16 protein-coding genes and 2 pseudogenes are annotated in these 17,041 nt (G+C 62.4%); 12 read left to right on the top strand and 6 right to left on the bottom strand.

All coding sequences use genetic code 11. From position 1 onward, the window contains the following. Positions 1-118: 118 nt before the first annotated feature. Complete coding sequence (locus tag QOL62_RS18835) at positions 119-628, bottom strand: molybdopterin-binding domain-containing protein (RefSeq protein ID WP_283407209.1); 510 nt, start codon at positions 626-628, stop codon at positions 119-121. A gap of 65 nt (positions 629-693) precedes the next feature. On the opposite strand from QOL62_RS18835, the gene QOL62_RS18830 reads away from it, so the two are divergent. Genes QOL62_RS18830 through QOL62_RS18820 form a run of 3 tightly spaced genes read left to right on the top strand, consistent with a single transcriptional unit; the run spans position 694 to position 5,041 of the window. Further along, the gene (locus tag QOL62_RS18830) at positions 694-2,436 is read left to right on the top strand and encodes an MFS transporter (RefSeq protein WP_283407208.1); all 1,743 of its coding nucleotides are present in this window, start codon (positions 694-696) and stop codon (positions 2,434-2,436) included. Positions 2,437-2,492: 56 nt separating this feature from the next. After that, complete coding sequence (locus tag QOL62_RS18825) at positions 2,493-3,596, top strand: HlyD family secretion protein (protein ID WP_379503122.1); 1,104 nt, start codon at positions 2,493-2,495, stop codon at positions 3,594-3,596. Continuing rightward, positions 3,596-5,041, top strand: coding sequence for an efflux transporter outer membrane subunit (locus tag QOL62_RS18820; RefSeq protein ID WP_283407207.1), 1,446 nt, complete (start codon positions 3,596-3,598; stop codon positions 5,039-5,041). Before QOL62_RS18825 ends, QOL62_RS18820 begins: the two co-directional genes overlap by 1 nt. Before the next feature lie 262 nt (positions 5,042-5,303). Here the strand turns inward: QOL62_RS18820 and QOL62_RS18815 are convergent, their stop codons facing one another. From QOL62_RS18815 to QOL62_RS18795, 5 genes and pseudogenes are all read right to left on the bottom strand, one after another. Next, positions 5,304-6,509 (bottom strand): phospholipase A, encoded by a 1,206-nt coding sequence (locus tag QOL62_RS18815; protein WP_283407206.1) that lies wholly within the window; start codon positions 6,507-6,509, stop codon positions 5,304-5,306. Positions 6,510-6,722: 213 nt separating this feature from the next. Further along, positions 6,723-7,091: a hypothetical protein gene (locus QOL62_RS18810; protein WP_283407205.1), complete on the bottom strand. Its 369-nt coding sequence runs from the start codon at positions 7,089-7,091 to the stop codon at positions 6,723-6,725. 222 nt (positions 7,092-7,313) lie between these two features. After that, positions 7,314-7,483, bottom strand: a pseudogene (locus QOL62_RS18805) (tyrosine-type recombinase/integrase); the annotation flags it as partial. A 166-nt stretch (positions 7,484-7,649) separates the two neighbouring features. Then, positions 7,650-8,300 carry a TetR family transcriptional regulator C-terminal domain-containing protein gene (locus QOL62_RS18800; RefSeq protein ID WP_283407204.1) on the bottom strand — a complete coding sequence of 217 codons (651 nt, stop codon included), beginning with the start codon at positions 8,298-8,300 and terminating at the stop codon, positions 7,650-7,652. 71 nt (positions 8,301-8,371) lie between these two features. Then, on the bottom strand, positions 8,372-9,622 hold the full coding sequence (locus tag QOL62_RS18795) for an MFS transporter (RefSeq protein ID WP_283407203.1): 1,251 nt from the start codon (positions 9,620-9,622) through the stop codon (positions 8,372-8,374). A 139-nt stretch (positions 9,623-9,761) separates the two neighbouring features. Here QOL62_RS18795 and QOL62_RS18790 point away from each other — a divergent pair, with 139 nt between their 5' ends. The 9 genes and pseudogenes from QOL62_RS18790 to QOL62_RS18750 all read left to right on the top strand — a co-directional run. After that, positions 9,762-9,911: a hypothetical protein gene (locus QOL62_RS18790; RefSeq protein ID WP_283407202.1), complete on the top strand. Its 150-nt coding sequence runs from the start codon at positions 9,762-9,764 to the stop codon at positions 9,909-9,911. A gap of 415 nt (positions 9,912-10,326) precedes the next feature. Continuing rightward, positions 10,327-11,862: an NCS1 family nucleobase:cation symporter-1 gene (locus QOL62_RS18785; protein ID WP_283407201.1), complete on the top strand. Its 1,536-nt coding sequence runs from the start codon at positions 10,327-10,329 to the stop codon at positions 11,860-11,862. 158 nt (positions 11,863-12,020) lie between these two features. After that, a complete protein-coding gene (locus tag QOL62_RS18780) occupies positions 12,021-12,932 on the top strand; it encodes a SphA family protein (RefSeq protein WP_283407200.1) in 912 nt (303 codons plus the stop codon). Positions 12,933-13,183: 251 nt separating this feature from the next. Beyond that, on the top strand, positions 13,184-13,876 hold the full coding sequence (gene rutB, locus QOL62_RS18775) for a pyrimidine utilization protein B (protein ID WP_283407199.1): 693 nt from the start codon (positions 13,184-13,186) through the stop codon (positions 13,874-13,876). 17 nt (positions 13,877-13,893) lie between these two features. After that, positions 13,894-14,280 carry a pyrimidine utilization protein C gene (gene rutC, locus QOL62_RS18770; protein WP_283407198.1) on the top strand — a complete coding sequence of 129 codons (387 nt, stop codon included), beginning with the start codon at positions 13,894-13,896 and terminating at the stop codon, positions 14,278-14,280. A 4-nt stretch (positions 14,281-14,284) separates the two neighbouring features. Continuing rightward, complete coding sequence (rutD, locus tag QOL62_RS18765) at positions 14,285-15,085, top strand: pyrimidine utilization protein D (protein WP_283407197.1); 801 nt, start codon at positions 14,285-14,287, stop codon at positions 15,083-15,085. A 23-nt stretch (positions 15,086-15,108) separates the two neighbouring features. Further along, positions 15,109-16,185 (top strand): pyrimidine utilization protein A, encoded by a 1,077-nt coding sequence (gene rutA / locus QOL62_RS18760; RefSeq protein ID WP_283407196.1) that lies wholly within the window; start codon positions 15,109-15,111, stop codon positions 16,183-16,185. Then, entirely contained in the window at positions 16,182-16,784 is a 603-nt protein-coding gene (locus QOL62_RS18755; RefSeq protein WP_283407195.1) for an NADPH-dependent FMN reductase, read from the top strand. The genes rutA and QOL62_RS18755 overlap by 4 nt, the downstream gene beginning before the upstream one ends. 39 nt (positions 16,785-16,823) lie before the next feature. Continuing rightward, positions 16,824-17,041 (top strand): annotated as a pseudogene (locus QOL62_RS18750) (aldehyde dehydrogenase family protein); the annotation flags it as partial.

Here is a 17,041-nt window from a genome sequence, read left to right as displayed (position 1 = left end):
CGACGATGTTCTTCGTCCCGGCATCGACTTCGGCCATCAGCGTGTCGCAATCCTCACGGGTGCGCACGGCATGGACCCCGGCCAGCTCCGCGCCCTTCGCGCGCCATGTCTCCCTCGTTCATGAACACGACCATCCGTTCGCCTGAAACACCTCGATAGCGGTCATTGTAGGAGTAGACGGTGGTGTTGACTGGTCGTGACTGCGCAGCGTCATCAGCTGGAAATGGGGGCGCTCGGGTATGTCGTCATCTTCGTCCATCATGGCGGGCGCGAAAAGGAAATTCGCCTTGCCCGTAGGCGTCTCCCAAACTCGCTCGCGCGCCGGGATCGGAAGATGAAAGCCACCGGGTTGGGCTATGCGGGCGTTGTAGGTATCGAAGCCGGGGATCACCTCCTCGATCTTCTCACGGATGCGCGCATAGTCCGCCACCAGACTGTCCCAGTCGATCGGAGCGCGGTCGGCAACGCTGGCCTTAGCGAGTTCGGCAATGATCCAGGGTTCGGAGCGACAGTGCTCGCTGGCGGGTTTCAGCTGGCCCGTTGAGCCATGGACCATAGCGAAGCTGTCCTCCACCATCACCGTCTGCTGCCCGCCGGCCTGCATGTCGATCTCGGTCCGACCGAGCATGGCGGTCCATTTGCGCGTAGGCCGAGGCGGGCCGTGCAGTTTCCCGGGGTAGTTGAAGCAGGTTCTTGAACTTCGATGTGGTAAATAATACGGCATCCTACCCGAAAGCCCATGTTGGTGGAAAATCGCTGAAGTGGAGACATCTCTTGGCTGCGCCTGAACGAGACTATGTCTTCAAACCGCACGAACGTCCGATGATGCCGGGTTCGCCGGCCTCTCCCGATCATCCAACCTTGCGCCGTGTCGCTTATTTCGTAATCGGGGTGACAGTCGGAATAACGGGCGGCCTTGGCAATGCTTTAGTCAGTGCCAATACCCAAAACATCCAGGGCTCGCTTGGCTTATATAGCAATCAGATCGCATGGCTGCCGGCCGCATACATCATGACGAATGTGTCGATGAGCCTGCTGCTCGTCAAATTTCGCCAGCAGTTTGGCCTCGTTCCCTTCGCACGGATTTTCCTGCCCGCGTTTGTGGCGATTACTGCAGCCCATCTTTTCATCCATACTTTCGCAACGGCCCTCGTCGTCCGTGCCATGAGCGGAATAGCAGCGTCCGCGCTATCGACGCTGGCGCTGCTTTACATCATGCAGTCGCTCCCTGCCTCGTGGCGGCTCAAGGGCATCGTTTTGGGCATCGGCATACCCCAGTTGACGACGCCGCTGGCTCGCATGTTTTCCTCTGACATGCTCGAGCGCGGACAGTGGACGATCCTTTATGTGTTCGAACTTGGCCTCGCGTTGGTGAGCCTCGCGATGGTGTTCTGGCTCCGTCTGCCGCCAAGTGAGCGGATGAAGGCGTTCGAAAAGCTCGATTTCGTCACCTTCGCCCTCTACGCTCCGGGTGTAGCGCTCCTGTGTGCGGTGCTTTCCCAAGGACGCATCTTGTGGTGGACCGAAGTTCCGTGGCTGGGCTGGGCATTGTGCGCGTCGATCCTGTTGCTGTCCGCTGCGATACTGGTCGAATATAACCGCGCCAATCCCCTGCTCAATGTGCGGTGGATGGCCAGTCGCGATATCGTGCGTTTCGCCCTGGTCGCGATCTCCGTCCGGCTCCTGCTTTCAGAACAGAGCTATGGTGCCTTCGGATTGTTGCAGACGCTGGGCATGAACAATGACCAGCTAATCCCGCTATCGACGATCATGCTGCTGGCGACGATCGCCGGAATCGCCGCGAGTGCGATTACTCTCAACCCGCTGAATCTTGGACGCCCGGTGTTCTGGTCCGTCGCGCTGATCGCCGCCGGATCGTTCATGGATGCCGATGCTTCGAACCTGACCCGACCCGCGCAGATGTACTTGAGCCAGGCGATGATCGCCTTCGCCGCCGTCTACTTCATGGGGCCCACACTTCTGATCGGCATGCTGCGCGCGCTTTCCAAGGGGCCCAATCACCTCGTCAGCTTTTCGGCGCTGTTCGGCATCACGCAGTCGCTAGGTGGCTTGGCCGGTTCGGCTTTGCTGGGCACCTTCCAGATCATGAGGGAGAAATTCCATTCTCATGCAATTGTGCAGTCGATCGTCGCGACCGACCCTCAGGTCGCGACGCGGCTGCAACAACTTGGCGGGGCCTACGGAAAAGTAGTAAGCGATCCGACACTCCGATCGGCGCAGGGTGCGGCGACGCTTTCGCAGCAGGTGACGCGCGAGGCGAACGTCCTCGCATTTAACGACATTTTCATGCTCGTGGGCTTCCTCGCGGCGTTTACGCTGGTGTGGATGGGAGCAAAGCAGGTGCGCATGTACATTACAGGGTTCAATCCGATGGCTGAACCGCTTGCCGCCATGGCGAGGATGAGAGCACAGTGACCGCCGACGACAACAGAAACACACCGCAGCATGAGGCTAAACGCGTCGAGGAACCGATCGAGACGCCGATACAGCCTTCTTCGGAGCCCGCGATCGAAGCACCGCCAGCACCAGAAGGTTGGGCGCCGCCCCGCAACAGCCTGATGGTGACGGCGATCATCGTCGTCATCGCATTGCTGGGCATCGGCGTGATACTCTTTGCCTGGAACCTGCCGCCGTTCGACTTCGCAGTCCAGACGACCGACAATGCCAATGTGCGCGGCCGCACGACGCAAATCAGCCCACAGGTCAACGGCTATATCGTCGAGGTTCCCGTGCAGGACTTCCAGCAGGTCAAGGCGGGCCAGATCCTGGCGAAGATCGATCAGCGCATCTACCGGCAGCGCGTCGAGCAGGCGCAGGCGACAGTGGCCTCGCAGCAGGCGGCGCTCGACAACGCCGCCCAGACCTTGCGGTCGCGGCAGGCGACCGTCGCCTCGCAGGAAGCGGCGATCGAGACCGCCCGTGCGCAGTTGGCCCGGGCGCAAGCCGACATGCGCCGTGTCAACGAACTTGTCGGAGAAGGGTCTATTTCCCTGCGGGAACGCGACCAGACCCGCGCGGCCTTGCTCGCCGCGCAGGCAAGTCTCCGCCAGGCGGAGGCTTCGCGCGTGATCGCGAACGAGGACGTGAGATCGGTACAGGTCAATCGGGGTTCGCTGGAAGCAGGGGTCGCCAACGCACGCGCGGCACTGCGGCTTGCGCAGATCGATCTGGCAAACACGGTCATCCGTGCGCCCGTAGATGGCCAGCTGGGCGAAGTCGGAGTGAGGCTGGGCGCCTACGTCGCCGCCGGAACGCAGCTGACCTTCATCGTGCCCCGCACGCTGTGGGTCACCGCGAACTACAAGGAAGCGCAAACCGCCCGCATGCGTCCGGGCCAGCCCGTGACCTTCACTGTCGATGCTCTGGGCGGGCAGCAGCTTAAAGGCCATATCGAGAGCCTGGCGCCCGCCACCGGATCCGAATTCGCCGTGCTCAAGCCCGACAATGCGACGGGCAACTTCGTCAAGGTGGCCCAGCGCATATCGGTGCGCATCAGTGTCGACCCGGATCAGCCCCTGGCGAGACGCCTGCGCCCCGGCATGTCGGTCGAAACCCGCATCGACACGGACCTGTGATGGCGCGCCGTTCCGTCGCCGCCATGTGCATCGGACCGCTCGCGCTGCTTCTGCCGGCGCTGGCGGGATGCATGATCGCGGAGGCGCCCGTCCCGCCGCAAGCGACTGTGACCCCTGCCGCGCAGTGGCGCACGGGCGGGGTCGGTGCGGCCGGTGGACAAGCCGTGTCCCCCGCGCCCATATCCCCGCGCTGGTGGCGGGCGTACGGCGATCCGGTGCTGAGCTCCCTGGTGGAGCAAGCCTTGTTGAACAACAACGATATCGCCATCGCCGCTGCGCGGGTAAGAGAAGCCGAGGCGACGGAGCGGCAGGCGCGGGCACAATTGTTTCCCACTGTAAACGCAGGCGCCACGGCAGCGCATAGCCGTTCACTCGGAGTGCTGGGCTCCCCCACAGTCAGCTCCAATGCCGAGCCGCAGCTTCAGGCGGCCTGGCAGGTGGATCTTTTTGGGCGGCTGGCTGATCTGCGCGGAGCAGCGCGGGCACGTTATCTCGCCAGCCAAGCCGCTCGCGATGCTGCCGCGCTGTCCGTCGCGGCCGCCATAGCCAGCGGCTACATCACTTTGCGCAGCCTCGATGCGCGCCTTGACGTCGCCCGCGCCACCCTCGTCGCGCGAGCGTCGGCCCTGCGCCTCGCGCGGTCGCGGGCTGACGCAGGCTATACCTCGCAACTGGAACTGAGCCAGGCCGAGGCTGAATATGCAGCGACCGCGCAGATCGTCCCGCAGGTCGAACGGTCGATTGCGTCGCAGGAAAATGCACTTAGCGTGCTCACGGGGGAGCCCCCTCACGCCATCGCGCGAGGTGCGAGACTGGATGCGCTGACGCTGCCTGCAATCCCTGCCGGTTTCCCCTCTGAACTCCTGCGTCGCCGTCCGGATATCCTGCAGGCCGAACTGCTTCTGGCGGCAAGCGACCGCAATCTTTCCTCTCAGCGGAAAGGATTTCTCCCGAATGTTCAACTGACCGGCACCGGCGGCATTCTGTTCGTCGAAGGGCTCTCCGATCCGGTGACGTTATTCAGTGCGGGAGCTTCCGTTCTGGCCCCGATCTTCGAGGGCGGCAGGATCCGTGCGGGTGCCGATGCCGCCGCCGCGCAACGCGATCAAGCAGCCTTTTCCTACAGAGGCACGGTCCTGACAGCGTTTCAGGAGGTGGAGAACGCTTTGGCCGCCCTCGATCGCCTCACGGGCGAAAGCGCCCAGGTTCTGGCACGGCGTGATGCCCTTGCCCAGACGCTGCGCCATGCCTCCAATCGCTACCAGGCCGGTTATTCGGATTATCTGACGCAGTTGGACGCGCAGCGGGGCCTGCTCGATGCCGAACTGGCCCTCGTGCAGAACCGAAGCGATCGCCTGATCGCGAGCGTTACACTATATCGCGCTCTCGGGGGAGGATGGGCAGGTCCGGAGATATCCGGCACGCAAGCAACCGATGATCGGTGACCGATAAGCCGCCCCGCCCGGGAAGGCCCTCACGCGGAGGACCTGAAGTGATCACCGGGCGCATCATGGACGCCGCAGGGCGCGTCCTCATAGAGGTCGGCCCAGAGCAGTTCTCCGCGGCTGGGCGTCCGCCGAGACGTACAATACATCCTTGAACCCGGCGCATTTTGCTCCACCGGTCCAGAGACGCTCTGGCCTCCAAAGCTTGATCAAGCCACAATTCTGAACAAGTCGGGTGAGGAGCCTTCTACGCCCCCAACGCTCACCGCACCAGCGCAACGCCGATCCGAACGCGTGTCATGCGCCGGCGGTAGTCCAGCAGGTTCTCGCCATATCCCGTAAAAGTCTGGCCGAAGAGGTAGAAGTCCGGCCCCCCTCCAAGGATGCGTCGCAATGGGTAGGACAGGTCTGCGGCGATGGCGCCCTTGCCGCTGGAGATGTTGAAGCGGCTTGAAGTGGACAAGCGCAACCCGTTCTCCTCGCCGATCTCGGCGAACAGGCCCGTGTTACCGCGGTAGCGCTTGAGATCGGGATTGTCCGAAAGATCGCCGGCGTAGAACCACGCGCGCGGTGCCACCGTCAGACGAATGTCATCGCCCAGAGAGAACGCTGCCATTGGGGCGATATAGACGGTGTTGACACTGCGGGAAAATTCACCGTCGCGGCCGTTGGATTCGTGACGCAGGCCCACCTGCGCACTGACCGTCGTTCTGTTCCCCAAGGCCCTTAGCGGCGTCACGTAGAAGATTTCAGGTTGAAAATCGATGTTGCGGAATGGCGATGAGTTCGCCCCCAAGTCCCAGAACATGCGCTGCGTGTAAGCGAAGTAGAAGCCGTCGCTCCACCGTTGCCGTCCTTCACGGGCCTGGCTGCCGAACAGCTGATACTTGAAGCTGATCTGTATACGCGCTTCGCTGTTCGTGCCGGGGCCGTAGACGGCATAGATCGGCTCGTTTGCACTCAGGTTCTCGATGAAGGCATTGCCGACGGTGCGGTCGTCCGGCGGCGGCGTGGCCGGCGCGGCTGCGACTTGCGGGACAGGGTCCGGCGCCGGCGCGGAGGGCGGCGGCGCTGCCGCCGCAAGCGTGAAGGCCTGCCCGCCCCAGAGGGGTACCGAAAGCAACGCATCCTCTTGGAAGCTGGCAGAATCCAACCGATACCGTGCAGTGGCGAAGCGCCCCGATGCGATTGTCAGTGTAGCTGGGGTCGCCGCGTCGCGCCGCAGCAAGACAGTGCGTCCTGCGCCCAGCGCACCCGGCCGCGTAAGCCGGGCCTCCACGACTTCCGGCAGGTTTACTTCGACAGCATCCGCCCCGGTGTGAAGAATGCGGAGATCGATCTGCGCCCCACCATCCGGCGCGGCCTCGACATGCCCGATCAGCATTTCCACAGTGCTCTGGGCGGACGCGGGATCTGGCAATGCAGCCGCGAGAGCTAACGCCAGCGAGAAGGTAAGCGTCCTCTTCATCGGACCATTGTCTCCATCGCGGTCATCGAAGACCGCCAAGCGTTTGTCGCGTGTCTGGCAAGGACCATTAGCTACCACCACTTCCGCGACGAAAACAACGATTCCCAATCACCCGAACCGGGCCTGGCGACTTGCCGGATAGCCTTTGAGCTGGACAGGTAAACGACCGGTTCTGGTCGAGAGGCGCTGATTTTGGAACGGCGGCTTCCCGGCTCAGATCGGCAGATAGCTGCCGGTCGCCTTCGGTGTGTCGCATCGCCGGCAAAGTAGATTTTCTGCCGGTCGGCAGACGCCCCCCCTAGAGCTTCGGTACGCGGTACCCCGAGGCGAATGCCCAATCCAGAACCGCGCCGATGCGCTGCCGCACGCGACGCGCCGTCTCCGGTTTGGAGAGCCAGATCTCCGCAAGAGAAGCTCGGCATTCTTGACCTCGAACTCTTCCTGGCTGAGCGCGCCCAGCGTCACCAGCTTGTGCAGCTTCTCGATCGTGGCGATGGGATCTTCAGCGGGTTCTGCTGGCGAGATAGCTGCCGTGGTGCCGAGCCCCTGCGCCATCGCGCCGCCAAGCGCGGTCGCCGCCACGACGCCCGCGCCGATCCCCGCGACGGAGCCGCCCTCCTGCCCGCAGCAGCCTCGATCGCCCCGGTCACTTGGAAACGGGTGTAATTGCCAAGGTCACCGAGCACCACATCGACGCCCCCTTGGACCGCTTCGTATGATCCGAGGGTGATGGTCGAAATTAGCGACGCAGGCGATGCGATATAGGGCCCGGCTCCTCGCAGCCGGCAATGAGCCGGGCAGATATCAAATTTCCGTGCCCTCAGACAACCTCGAGGCGTCCTCCACGTCCACCCGAGGTATCTGACTGTGCTTTCAATCTTCGTGCGCCCAAGCAAGATTTGGACTGCACGGAGATTGCCTGTCGCCTTGTAGATGATCGATGCCTCGGTGCGGCGCAGTGAGTGAGGCCCGTATGGCCCTGATGGCCATAGGTAGAACGCTTCAATGAGGGCCAACGCTGCCCGGTCGCTAAATGGGTGATTGCCGTTCCCCAAGTGCGGACCGGCCGCTATTCCGGCCGGTGTTGTCCCAGATCCGGTCGCTTAGGTGTTTCCGAAAGCCCTCGTTACAATGCGGATATTATAAGGGTGTCGTCCTACTTGAGCCGATATCCGTCACCAGAATCCCGGCAAACACGATATCGCAGATGCTCTTGGAAGCCGCTTCGAAATCGGCCTTAGTCAGCCGTGAGACGCCCATCACCATCTTCACCTGCGTTGCGAAATCCGCATAGTGCTGGGTGGTCGCCCATAGCATCAGGAGCAGGTGCCGTGGGTCGACTTCGCGGATCTTGCCGGCCAGCGTCCAGGCGGTGATGGCTTCGGAAAAGCGCGTGACGACGCTTTCGATTTTGCCCTTCAACGAAGGGTCGAGGAACGTCGCGCCATCCAGAATCTCGTGCGTGAACATGCGCGATGCTTCGGGTGATTGGCGCGAGAGTTCGAGCTTCGCCGCGATGTAACGACCAATCTCCTCGCGCGGATCGCCATCCTTGTTGAACGTCGAGAGCGGATCGATCCAGGTATCGATGGTCTGGTTGAGAACGTGCGAATAAAGATCGGCCTTCGTCTTGAAGTAGTGATGCAGATTGGGCTGCGACATATCCGAAAGTTCGGCGATCTTTTCCATCGTGGCGGCTTTGTAGCCATGGGATGAAAAGACCGTGCGCGCGGCCTTGAGGATGATTTCCTCATTCCTGGCCTGAATTCGGCTTTTCTTTTTGACCGTCACGACTGAACCTGCATTGTCCTTGAATGTATCTTCTCGTCCTTTAGCGCGGCAGCGCCGCCAGTCCAGCCGGATCAGTCTTGCGAAACCGCGCCCCGGCCGTTGATCGCGGGATTCATGCCCAGCAGCAGGACCGTAAGCGACAGGGCGAGGATGGGCAGCGCGGAAGCCGGAAAGGCCTCAACGCCGATGAGCGGGAGCAGCGTGCCACCGATGGCGCCGCCCCCGGCGACCGCGCAGTTCCAGGCAGTGGTGCACATGGACTGTACCTCATCGATCGAAGAACCTGAAACGCGCGAGGCAGCGGCTTGGGTGACGACGCCGAATGCCCCGAACGCACCGCCCCAGGCGAATGCCGCCGCATAATCGAAGACGGCAGGCAGATGCGCTGCGAGCTGTCGGGGCAGAGCCCAGGCCGCCGCGGCGATCAGGAAGGCCAGCAGCACGCAGACGCCCAGCTTGGGCAGCGACTTGTCGACGAACACCCCGGCGGCGCCAAGGCCAGCCACCGAACCGATGCCGAACACCAGCAGGACCAGGCCGATCTGGGCGGACAGGCCGCGTGTTCTTAGGAACGGCTCGATATAGATGTACAGGATGTTGTGCGCGAGGATGTACGTCAGGATGACGGCAATGATCGCCGCCACGCCGGGCCGGCGCAGTGCAACGAGCAGACTTTCTCGATGCTCCCGCGGCTGCCCGGAGAAATCCGGAACGGCAAAGGCGATCCAGATCATCAGCAGTACAGCTATGGCCGAAACGACTGCAAAAGCGCCCTGCCAGCCGGCCAGCGTGCTGAGCGCGGCGCCAAGCGGCAGGCCAGCGACAAGAGCGGCGGTCGCGCCTCCTCCGGCGATGGCAATCGCCCTGCCATGCAGTTCTCTGGGCGACATGCGGATCGCGTACCCCACGATCATCGACCACACGACGCCGCCCGCGCAGCCGGCCACGAATCGTGCGGCCAGCGACACCGCTAAGTTGTTCGAAAGCGCGGTCGTCAGGTTGACGACCGCGAGTATCGCGGCGGCGCTCAGCAGCAGGGGCTTGCGCCGCACCGTTCGCGTCATGGCGGTAACAGGGATCGCCGCCATCAGCGCGCCGGCGGCGAAGGCGGTGATGAACTGGCCGGCGGCCCCTTCGGATACCGCCAGCCCGCCCGCGATCGAGGACAACATGCCCGCCGGCATGATCTCGGTAAGCAACGTTACGAAGGCAGCCATCGCCAAGGCCAGCAGACCCGAAAGCGGCAGGCGCTGCCGGGAAGCCGCAGCAGGAAGCGTCGTTCGCCGTTGCAGCAGAACAGTATGGTCCTCGGGCAAGTTCATGCGTCCTTTTCCCCGCCAGGTTCCGATCGGAGTCCCAGGCTCTTAGTCAGCCTGGAACGATCGGGACAGCCGGATCCTGATGAGAGCTCAAGCGGAATGGAAAGTGGCGGTTTTGATTGGATCATAAAAATTTAATAACATGCTTGACGGTTCGGCAAAGGTCGATTTAGAACCTTCAGAAATAAGAGAGACTCTCGAACAGATGGGTCACATGGGAGAATGCGGAGAGGTGCCATATGGCATGACAAATGTGTTGGCATTGCCTGATACATTCCAGCACCATGAATGAAGCAATGAAGAGGAGGTTCTCTTTGTTATTCGTTCGCAGGATAGATTATGTTTCGGCAGAGAAGCGAATATATCGCCCTGCCATCCGGCCTTTTTATTTTTGTTGTCAGTGAACCGGCGTTTTCGCGTTCTTGAGACGCGTGCACTCTGGGTAAAAGATAACTCTGCGATGGCATATTCGCCGCGCAGCGCTGACTGACATTCACATGTGACCCGCGGCCGGGGGGGCATTGTCCTGAGGCGTTCCTGATCTGGCGCCTTGATACGTTCGCGGCTGGTGAAGCGAATGACGGAAAGGTGCGCCGGATAGGATGTCCGGAACGCAGTCCTGCTGAAGTTCGCCCGGCTTTTCCGCAGCAAAGCTAGGCGCATTCCCTAGGGAGGGGTGCAGCCAGTCGGAAGGAAAACGGAAAGATATGTCTGGATTGCTTTCTCCCGCTGATGGCATGGCCATCGACGGGCATGGGAATGGCGCGCCATCCGTTACGGCAGGCGCGAGCGGGGATGGTGCAGGTCTTGTCAACGCCGACCTTGCCCCCACCACCAAAAGCCAGCGCACCTGGCGGTGGAACCACTTTGCATCGTTGTGGATCGGCGTGGTCGTCTGCATTCCGGCCTACATGGTGGCCGGCGGTCTGGCGGACCAGGGTTTTTCGCCGCTTCAGGCGATCCTGCTGGTGTTCCTTGGCAATGCCATCGTCGTCGTTCCCGTGCTGCTGCTGAGCCACCCGGGCACGCGCTATGGCATTCCGTTCGCCATTCTCGCGCGCGCCGCGTTCGGGGTTCGGGGGGCGGCGCTTCCGGCCATGGCGAGGGCGCTGGTCGGCTGCGGCTGGTTCGGCATCCAGACCTGGATCGGCGGCAATGCGGCACTGACGCTGATGAGCCTGGTGCTGGGCCATAAGCTGGACGCCAATCCGCTGCCGATCCTTGGCATTTCCCTCCCGCAGCTCCTTGCGTTTCTGGGCTTCTGGGCGATCCAGCTGCTGTTCGTGGCCAAGGGGATGTCGGCCGTGCGCCGCCTCGAAACGTGGACGGCTCCGATAAAGATCGTGGCGTGCGTCGCCCTGCTCTGGTGGGCGATGTCGCATCTTGGCGGCGTCGGCACACTGCTGAGCGAACCTTCGCAGTTCGTGCCCGGCGGCCGGCTGGAAGGCCAGTTCTGGAAGGTCTTCTGGCCTTCGCTGACCGCGATGATCGGCTTCTGGACGACGCTGGCGCTCAGCAGTTCGGACTTCACGCGCTTTGCCGCCAGCCAGAAGGACCAGATCGTCGGCCAGGCGCTGGGGTTGCCGGTGCCGATGGCGCTCCTCGCCATCGTGAGCGTCATTACGACTTCGGCGACGGTGCTGATCTATGGCAAGGCGCTGTGGGACCCTATCGCCCTTGCCGGAAACTTCACGGGCATCACTGTCCTCGTCTGCCTTCTCGTCATCAGCATCGATACGGTCTGCGCCAATACCGCAGCCAACCTGGTCGGTCCGGCTTACGATTTCTCCTCGCTTGCGCCCCGGCGTATCGGGCGGCGCGAAGGGGCCTATCTCACGGCGTTCATCGGGATGATAATCATGCCCTGGAAGCTGGTGGCCGATTCCAACGGGTTCATCTTCGTATGGCTCGTCGGATACAGTTCGCTGCTCGGCCCGATTGCAGGAGTCATCATCGCCGAATACTGGTTCGTATCGCGCAGGAAGCTGGCGGTGGACGATCTGTATGTCCGTGGCGGCAGCTACGAGTATCGCGGCGGCTGGAATCCGGTTGCGCTTCTTGCCCTCGCCTGTGGCGCCTTGCCGAACCTACCGGGCTTTCTGTTCGCAGTTGGACCCGCGGTGTTCCCCGATCCCGGCGGCTTCCTGCGCGAATTGTATTCGCACGGCTGGCTGTTCGGCGTGCTCATGGCCGGATCGGTCTATGTCCTTGGCGTGACGAACGGCTGGTTCCGCAAGAGGTGATCTGAAGCAGGTCCGTCAAGGCAGGCCCACGGGGCCTGCCCGCCACCATCGCTGATCGCATCGAGTGCCCGGCCCCCTTGTGGCCGGCGGGGTGGCGTGGCGCGCCCAGCGCGAGCGGATGTCTTTTCGCATCCGGGGTTTACGAGGGAGGTTTTCGAATGTTGAATCACACTGTGCCAGAGGCGCTGATGCCTGCCCTGCTGCTTGCCGGCGTTGCCGTTTGCGGGTCCGCGCAGGCAAACGAGGGGCCTACCGCCTATCTGCCGGGCGCCACGACCGGTATCCCGATCGGAGCGCTGCCGCCGCCGGGCGTCTACGTGGCCGGCAGTGTCTACACACCCTACGGCGAAGTGGTGGATGGCGATGGCAATACGACACCGATCATGATCGCCAACCATTCGGCCAGCATCAACGTCACCTGGGCCTCACCTTACACCATCCTGGGCGCGCGATACGGCGCGAGTGCCACGCAGATCGCGGCGGTACACGTCTTCGATGCAAAGAAGGTCGGTGGGAACAGCAGCAGCACTACGGGGCTGTTCAACACCATCATCCAGCCGGTCATTCTCTCGTGGGATGTGGGTTCGGACGTTCATGTCTCCACGGCCCACGCAGTCTATCTCAACAACGGCCAGTACAGCAGCCGGAATGGCGTACGATCCGAAAAAGCCTTCGCCAATAACTACTGGAGCTATCAGCCGAGCGTCGCGGTCAGCTATCTGCCGAAGAACTGGAATCTCACCGCCAATTTCCTGTTCACGACCAATTCGATAAACCGCGAGACGCACTACAGGACGGGTGACACCTTCTACGCGGATTTTACCGCCGCCCGGACATCGGGCAAGACGACGGCAGGCCTCATCGGCAGCGTCGTGCAGCAGGTGGAGGACGATCGCGTGCGCGGTGTGCGCGCGGGCAATGGCAACCGTACCCAGCACTTCATGGCAGGCCCGATGATTGCCCACGATTTCGGGAAGTTCTCCCTCTCGGCGCGCTATCTGGCGAACCTGCATTCCCGCAACGACATCAACCTGGATATCGCCTTTCTCACGATCAGCGGAAAGCTGTGAGTTGGGCGCAGCTCTTGCCTGAAAGGCGCGGCGAACCGCCCCTTTTCAAGCGCCAACTTCGATCTAAAATCTGATTACATAATAAGAAATGAATATATCTATTGACGATCCATTCGCGCCGCACTTAGGATCGGTGCAACAAGAAAATCCATGATTCGAGTCTTCAGGACAGCGACGGGATCATGGCTGGAGAGAATGCGATCATCGGCCTCACGCGGAAATGCCGCGCCCCAGATCGCAATGGAGAAGCTATGTCAGAACACGATGACTTTACGCTGAGCGCACGACCAGAACCGCGAGCCTTCGACAGCACTGATACGGCTGTGATCGTCATCGACATGCAGAACGGCTATGCGTCTGCCGGCGGTTACGTCGACAAGGCGGGCTTTGATATTTCCGGTGCCGAGGCAGCAGTTCATGGTGTCGGGCGGGTTCTGAAGGCGGCGCGCAGGGCCGGTATCCAAATCGTCTATCTGCAGAACGGCTGGGACGCCGACTATGTGGAAGCGGGCACGCAAGGATCGCCCAACTGGCACAAGTCCAATGCTCTCAAGACGATGCGCCGCGATCCCAGCCTGAAAGGCACGCTGCTGGCGCGGGGCACCTGGGACTATGAGATCGTGGATGCCCTGACGCCGCAGGAAGGCGACATTCGCGTACACAAGCCGCGGTATTCGGCCTTCTTCAACTCGCACCTCGACAGTGTCCTGCGCTCACGCGGCATCCGCAACCTTATTTTCGTGGGTATCGCCACCAATGTCTGCGTGGAATCGACGCTGCGCGATGGCTTCCACCTCGAATACTTCGGCATCATGATCGAGGACGCGACGCACCAGATCGGGCCCGACTTCGTGAAGCAGGCCTCCGTCTACAATATCGAGAAGTTCTTTGGCTGGGTTTCGACCGTGGACGACTTCGAAGCCGCGCTTTCGAACCGCGCCTGACCGAAAAGGAAATCACCATGCCAAAGACTGCCATCAATCCGGCCGGTTTCCCCAAGCCGCTCGCGCCTTACTCCTCCGGCACCAAGGCAGACGGCATCGTCTATGTCTCTGGAATGCTTGCGTTCAATCCCGATGGGACGAGCGCCCATGTCGGGGATGCGGCAGCACAGACCCGTCTCGTGCTGGAAACAATCAAGGCGACGCTGGCCGAAGCGGGCGGGACGATGGAGGACGTGACCTTCAATCATGTCTTCCTGACCGACTGGGCGAATTACCAGGCGATCAACGCCGTCTATGCCGAGTATTTCCCGGGCGAGAAGCCGGCCCGCTTCTGCATCAAGTGCGAACTCGTGCGCCCCGAACTGCTGGTCGAAATTGCCAGCGTGGCGCACGTCGGGAACTGAGGCGATGGCGCTGTCCCGTTCCGGTATCGCGTTCGAGACGTTCGGATCGCCCGAGGCGCCGGCGCTGGTCTTTTCGGCAGGACTGGGTGGCGGCGGCAACTATTGGCGCGCGCACGCCGAGGCCCTGTCCGATGCGTATCACGCCGTGATCTATGACCAGGCCGGGACCGCTGAGAGCAAGGGCGTGCCTTTGCCGGAGCCCTACTCGGTCGAGGCCATGGCCGAGGATGTCGTCGATGTGCTCGATACCATTGGGGTGGAGCGGGCTCATTTCGTGGGCCATGCGGCTGGTGGCTGCGTAGGGCTGGATCTGGCGCTGCACCACCCCGGGCGGGTCGCCTCGGTTACCGTGGTCAACGGCTGGGCCAGGGTCGATCGGCATTTCGCACGATGCATGGAAATCCGGCGCGGCATTTTGGAGGCGCAAGGGGTCGAAGCCTACCTACGGGCGCAACCCCTGTTCCTGTTTCCGGCCGACTGGCTCGACGCCCATCTCGACGAGCTGGACGCCGGATTGGCGCACCACATCGCGGACTTTCAGGGGCGGGATACGCTGTTCGCGCGGATGGCGGCGCTGGAGCGGTTCGACGCAACTGCCCTGGTTGCGGACATCGTCGCCCCGGTGCTGCTCGTTTCCGCGCGGGATGACCTGCTTGTCAACGCACAGGCTTCGGAGCGGCTGGCCGGCTTGCTGGGCAACGTGAAATGCGTGTCCTTCGAACGCGGCGGCCATGCCATCAACGTTACCGAGTTCGCGAAATTCAATGCGGAACTGCGGCAGTTTCTCGCATCCGCTTCCCAATAGACAATCAAGAGAGGATATGGATCATGGAAATCGGTGTATTCCTTCCGATCGGCAATAACGGCTGGCTCATCTCGGAGAACGCTCCACAATACATGCCCACCTTCGATCTCAACAAGGAGATCATCACTAAGGCCGAAAAGCACGGCTTCGATTTCGCTCTTACCATGATCAAGCTGCGCGGGTTCGGCGGGAAGACGCACTTCTGGGACCACAATCTGGAAAGCTTCACGCTGATGGCGGGGCTTGCGGCCGTGACCGAGAAGATCAAGATCTACGCGACGGCGGCCACGCTCACCCTGCCGCCGGCCATTATGGCCCGCATGGCGGTGACCATCGATTCCATCAGCCACGGTCGTTTCGGCGTCAACCTGGTGACCGGCTGGCAGAAGCCCGAGTACGACCAGATGGGTCTGTGGCCGGGTGACGAGCATTACAGCAAGCGCTATGACGCGCTTTCGGAATATGCGCAGGTCCTGCGCGATCTGTGGGGCACCGGTCGTTCGGATTTCAAGGGCGACTACTTCCAGATGAACGACTGCCGGGTCAGCCCGACGCCGCAGACCGACATGAAGATCATCTGTGCCGGCTCGTCCGACGAGGGTCTGGCGTTCGCGGCGCAGTATGCGGACTATGCATTCTGTCTCGGCAAGGGCGTGAATACCCCGACCGCCTTCGAAACGAACAACGAGCGGCTTGCCAAGGCAGCTGAGAAGACCGGCCGGGATATCGAGAGCTTCGTGCTGTTCATGGTCATCGCCGATGAGACGGACGAAGCGGCCGAGGCGAAGTGGCAGTCCTATCGCGACGGCGTGGACGAGGAGGCCGTGGCTTGGCTGGGTGCGCAGGGCGCGGCGAATGCGGTTTCCAAGACCACCAACGTCCATCAGCTCAGCGCGAAGGCGTCGGCCGTCAACATCAACATGGGCACGCTTGTGGGCTCCTATGAGAAGATCGCGAGCATGCTCGATGAGATCGCGGCCGTTCCGGGCACCGGCGGGGTGTTGCTGACGTTCGATCACTTCGTCGAGGGGGTGGAGAACTTCGGGACCCGCATTCAGCCGCTGATGAAGAGCCGCCAGGCGCAAAAGGTGCCGGCATGAGCGGCGTGGCCGGCGCGCGCATCGTTGCGCTGTGCGGCGCCAACCGCCCGGGTTCCACCAGCGAGCGGGCCATGCAATGGATGGCGGCCCTGCTGGAGAAGGAAGGCGCGCAGGTCACGACGTTTCTCGGGGCGGACCTGACCTTCCCCCTGTACGATCCGACCCGGGCGGACCACGGCGATGCGCGAGTGCAGGACTTCATCGAAGCGGTGCGCGCCAGCGACGCCCTGCTGATCGGCAGCCCGGTGTTCCACGGCGGCCCTCCGGGCCTGCTGAAGAACGCGATCGACCACCTGCAGCCTCTGATGACCGACCAGCGGGTCTATCTGAGCGGCCGCGCGGTCTGCTGTATTGCGGCAGGCGGCGGGTTGCCCGGTGCGATCTCGACGCTTTCGGCGCTGCGTGATGTAATCCATTCGCTACGCGGATGGCCCACGCCGATGCAGGTTCCGGTCAATTCCTCGCTGGCCCCGTTCGACGAGGCAGGGGCCTGTGTTGACCCCAAGCTGGAGAAGACCATGCGGGCGGCGGCAGCGGACATGCTGGCCTTCCTCGGGGCCATGCGCCGCCAGGAACAGCCGCTCGAAGTCGCGCTCTGAGCGCCGATTACCGACAAGAATGGGAAGAAGGACAAGCCATTGACCGCCACTGCCGAACTGATTGCCGAGACGCCCGTTGCGGCGGAAGTTGCTGAGCTTGTGGCGCGCTCACGCGCTGCGCAGCAGCAGATCGAGAACGCCACGCAGGAACAGGTCGATACCTGGATCCGCGGCATGGTCTATGCCGTGTGCAAGCCCGGCATGGACGAGCAGATCGCCCGCGAGACAGTCGAGGAAACGCAGCTGGGCAACTACGA

It is taken from the genome of Novosphingobium panipatense, assembly GCF_900182875.1.
In the GTDB taxonomy this organism is placed as follows: domain Bacteria; phylum Pseudomonadota; class Alphaproteobacteria; order Sphingomonadales; family Sphingomonadaceae; genus Novosphingobium; species Novosphingobium panipatense.
Note: the sequence above shows the minus strand (reverse complement) of the source record. Positions and strands in the feature narration are given on the sequence as shown.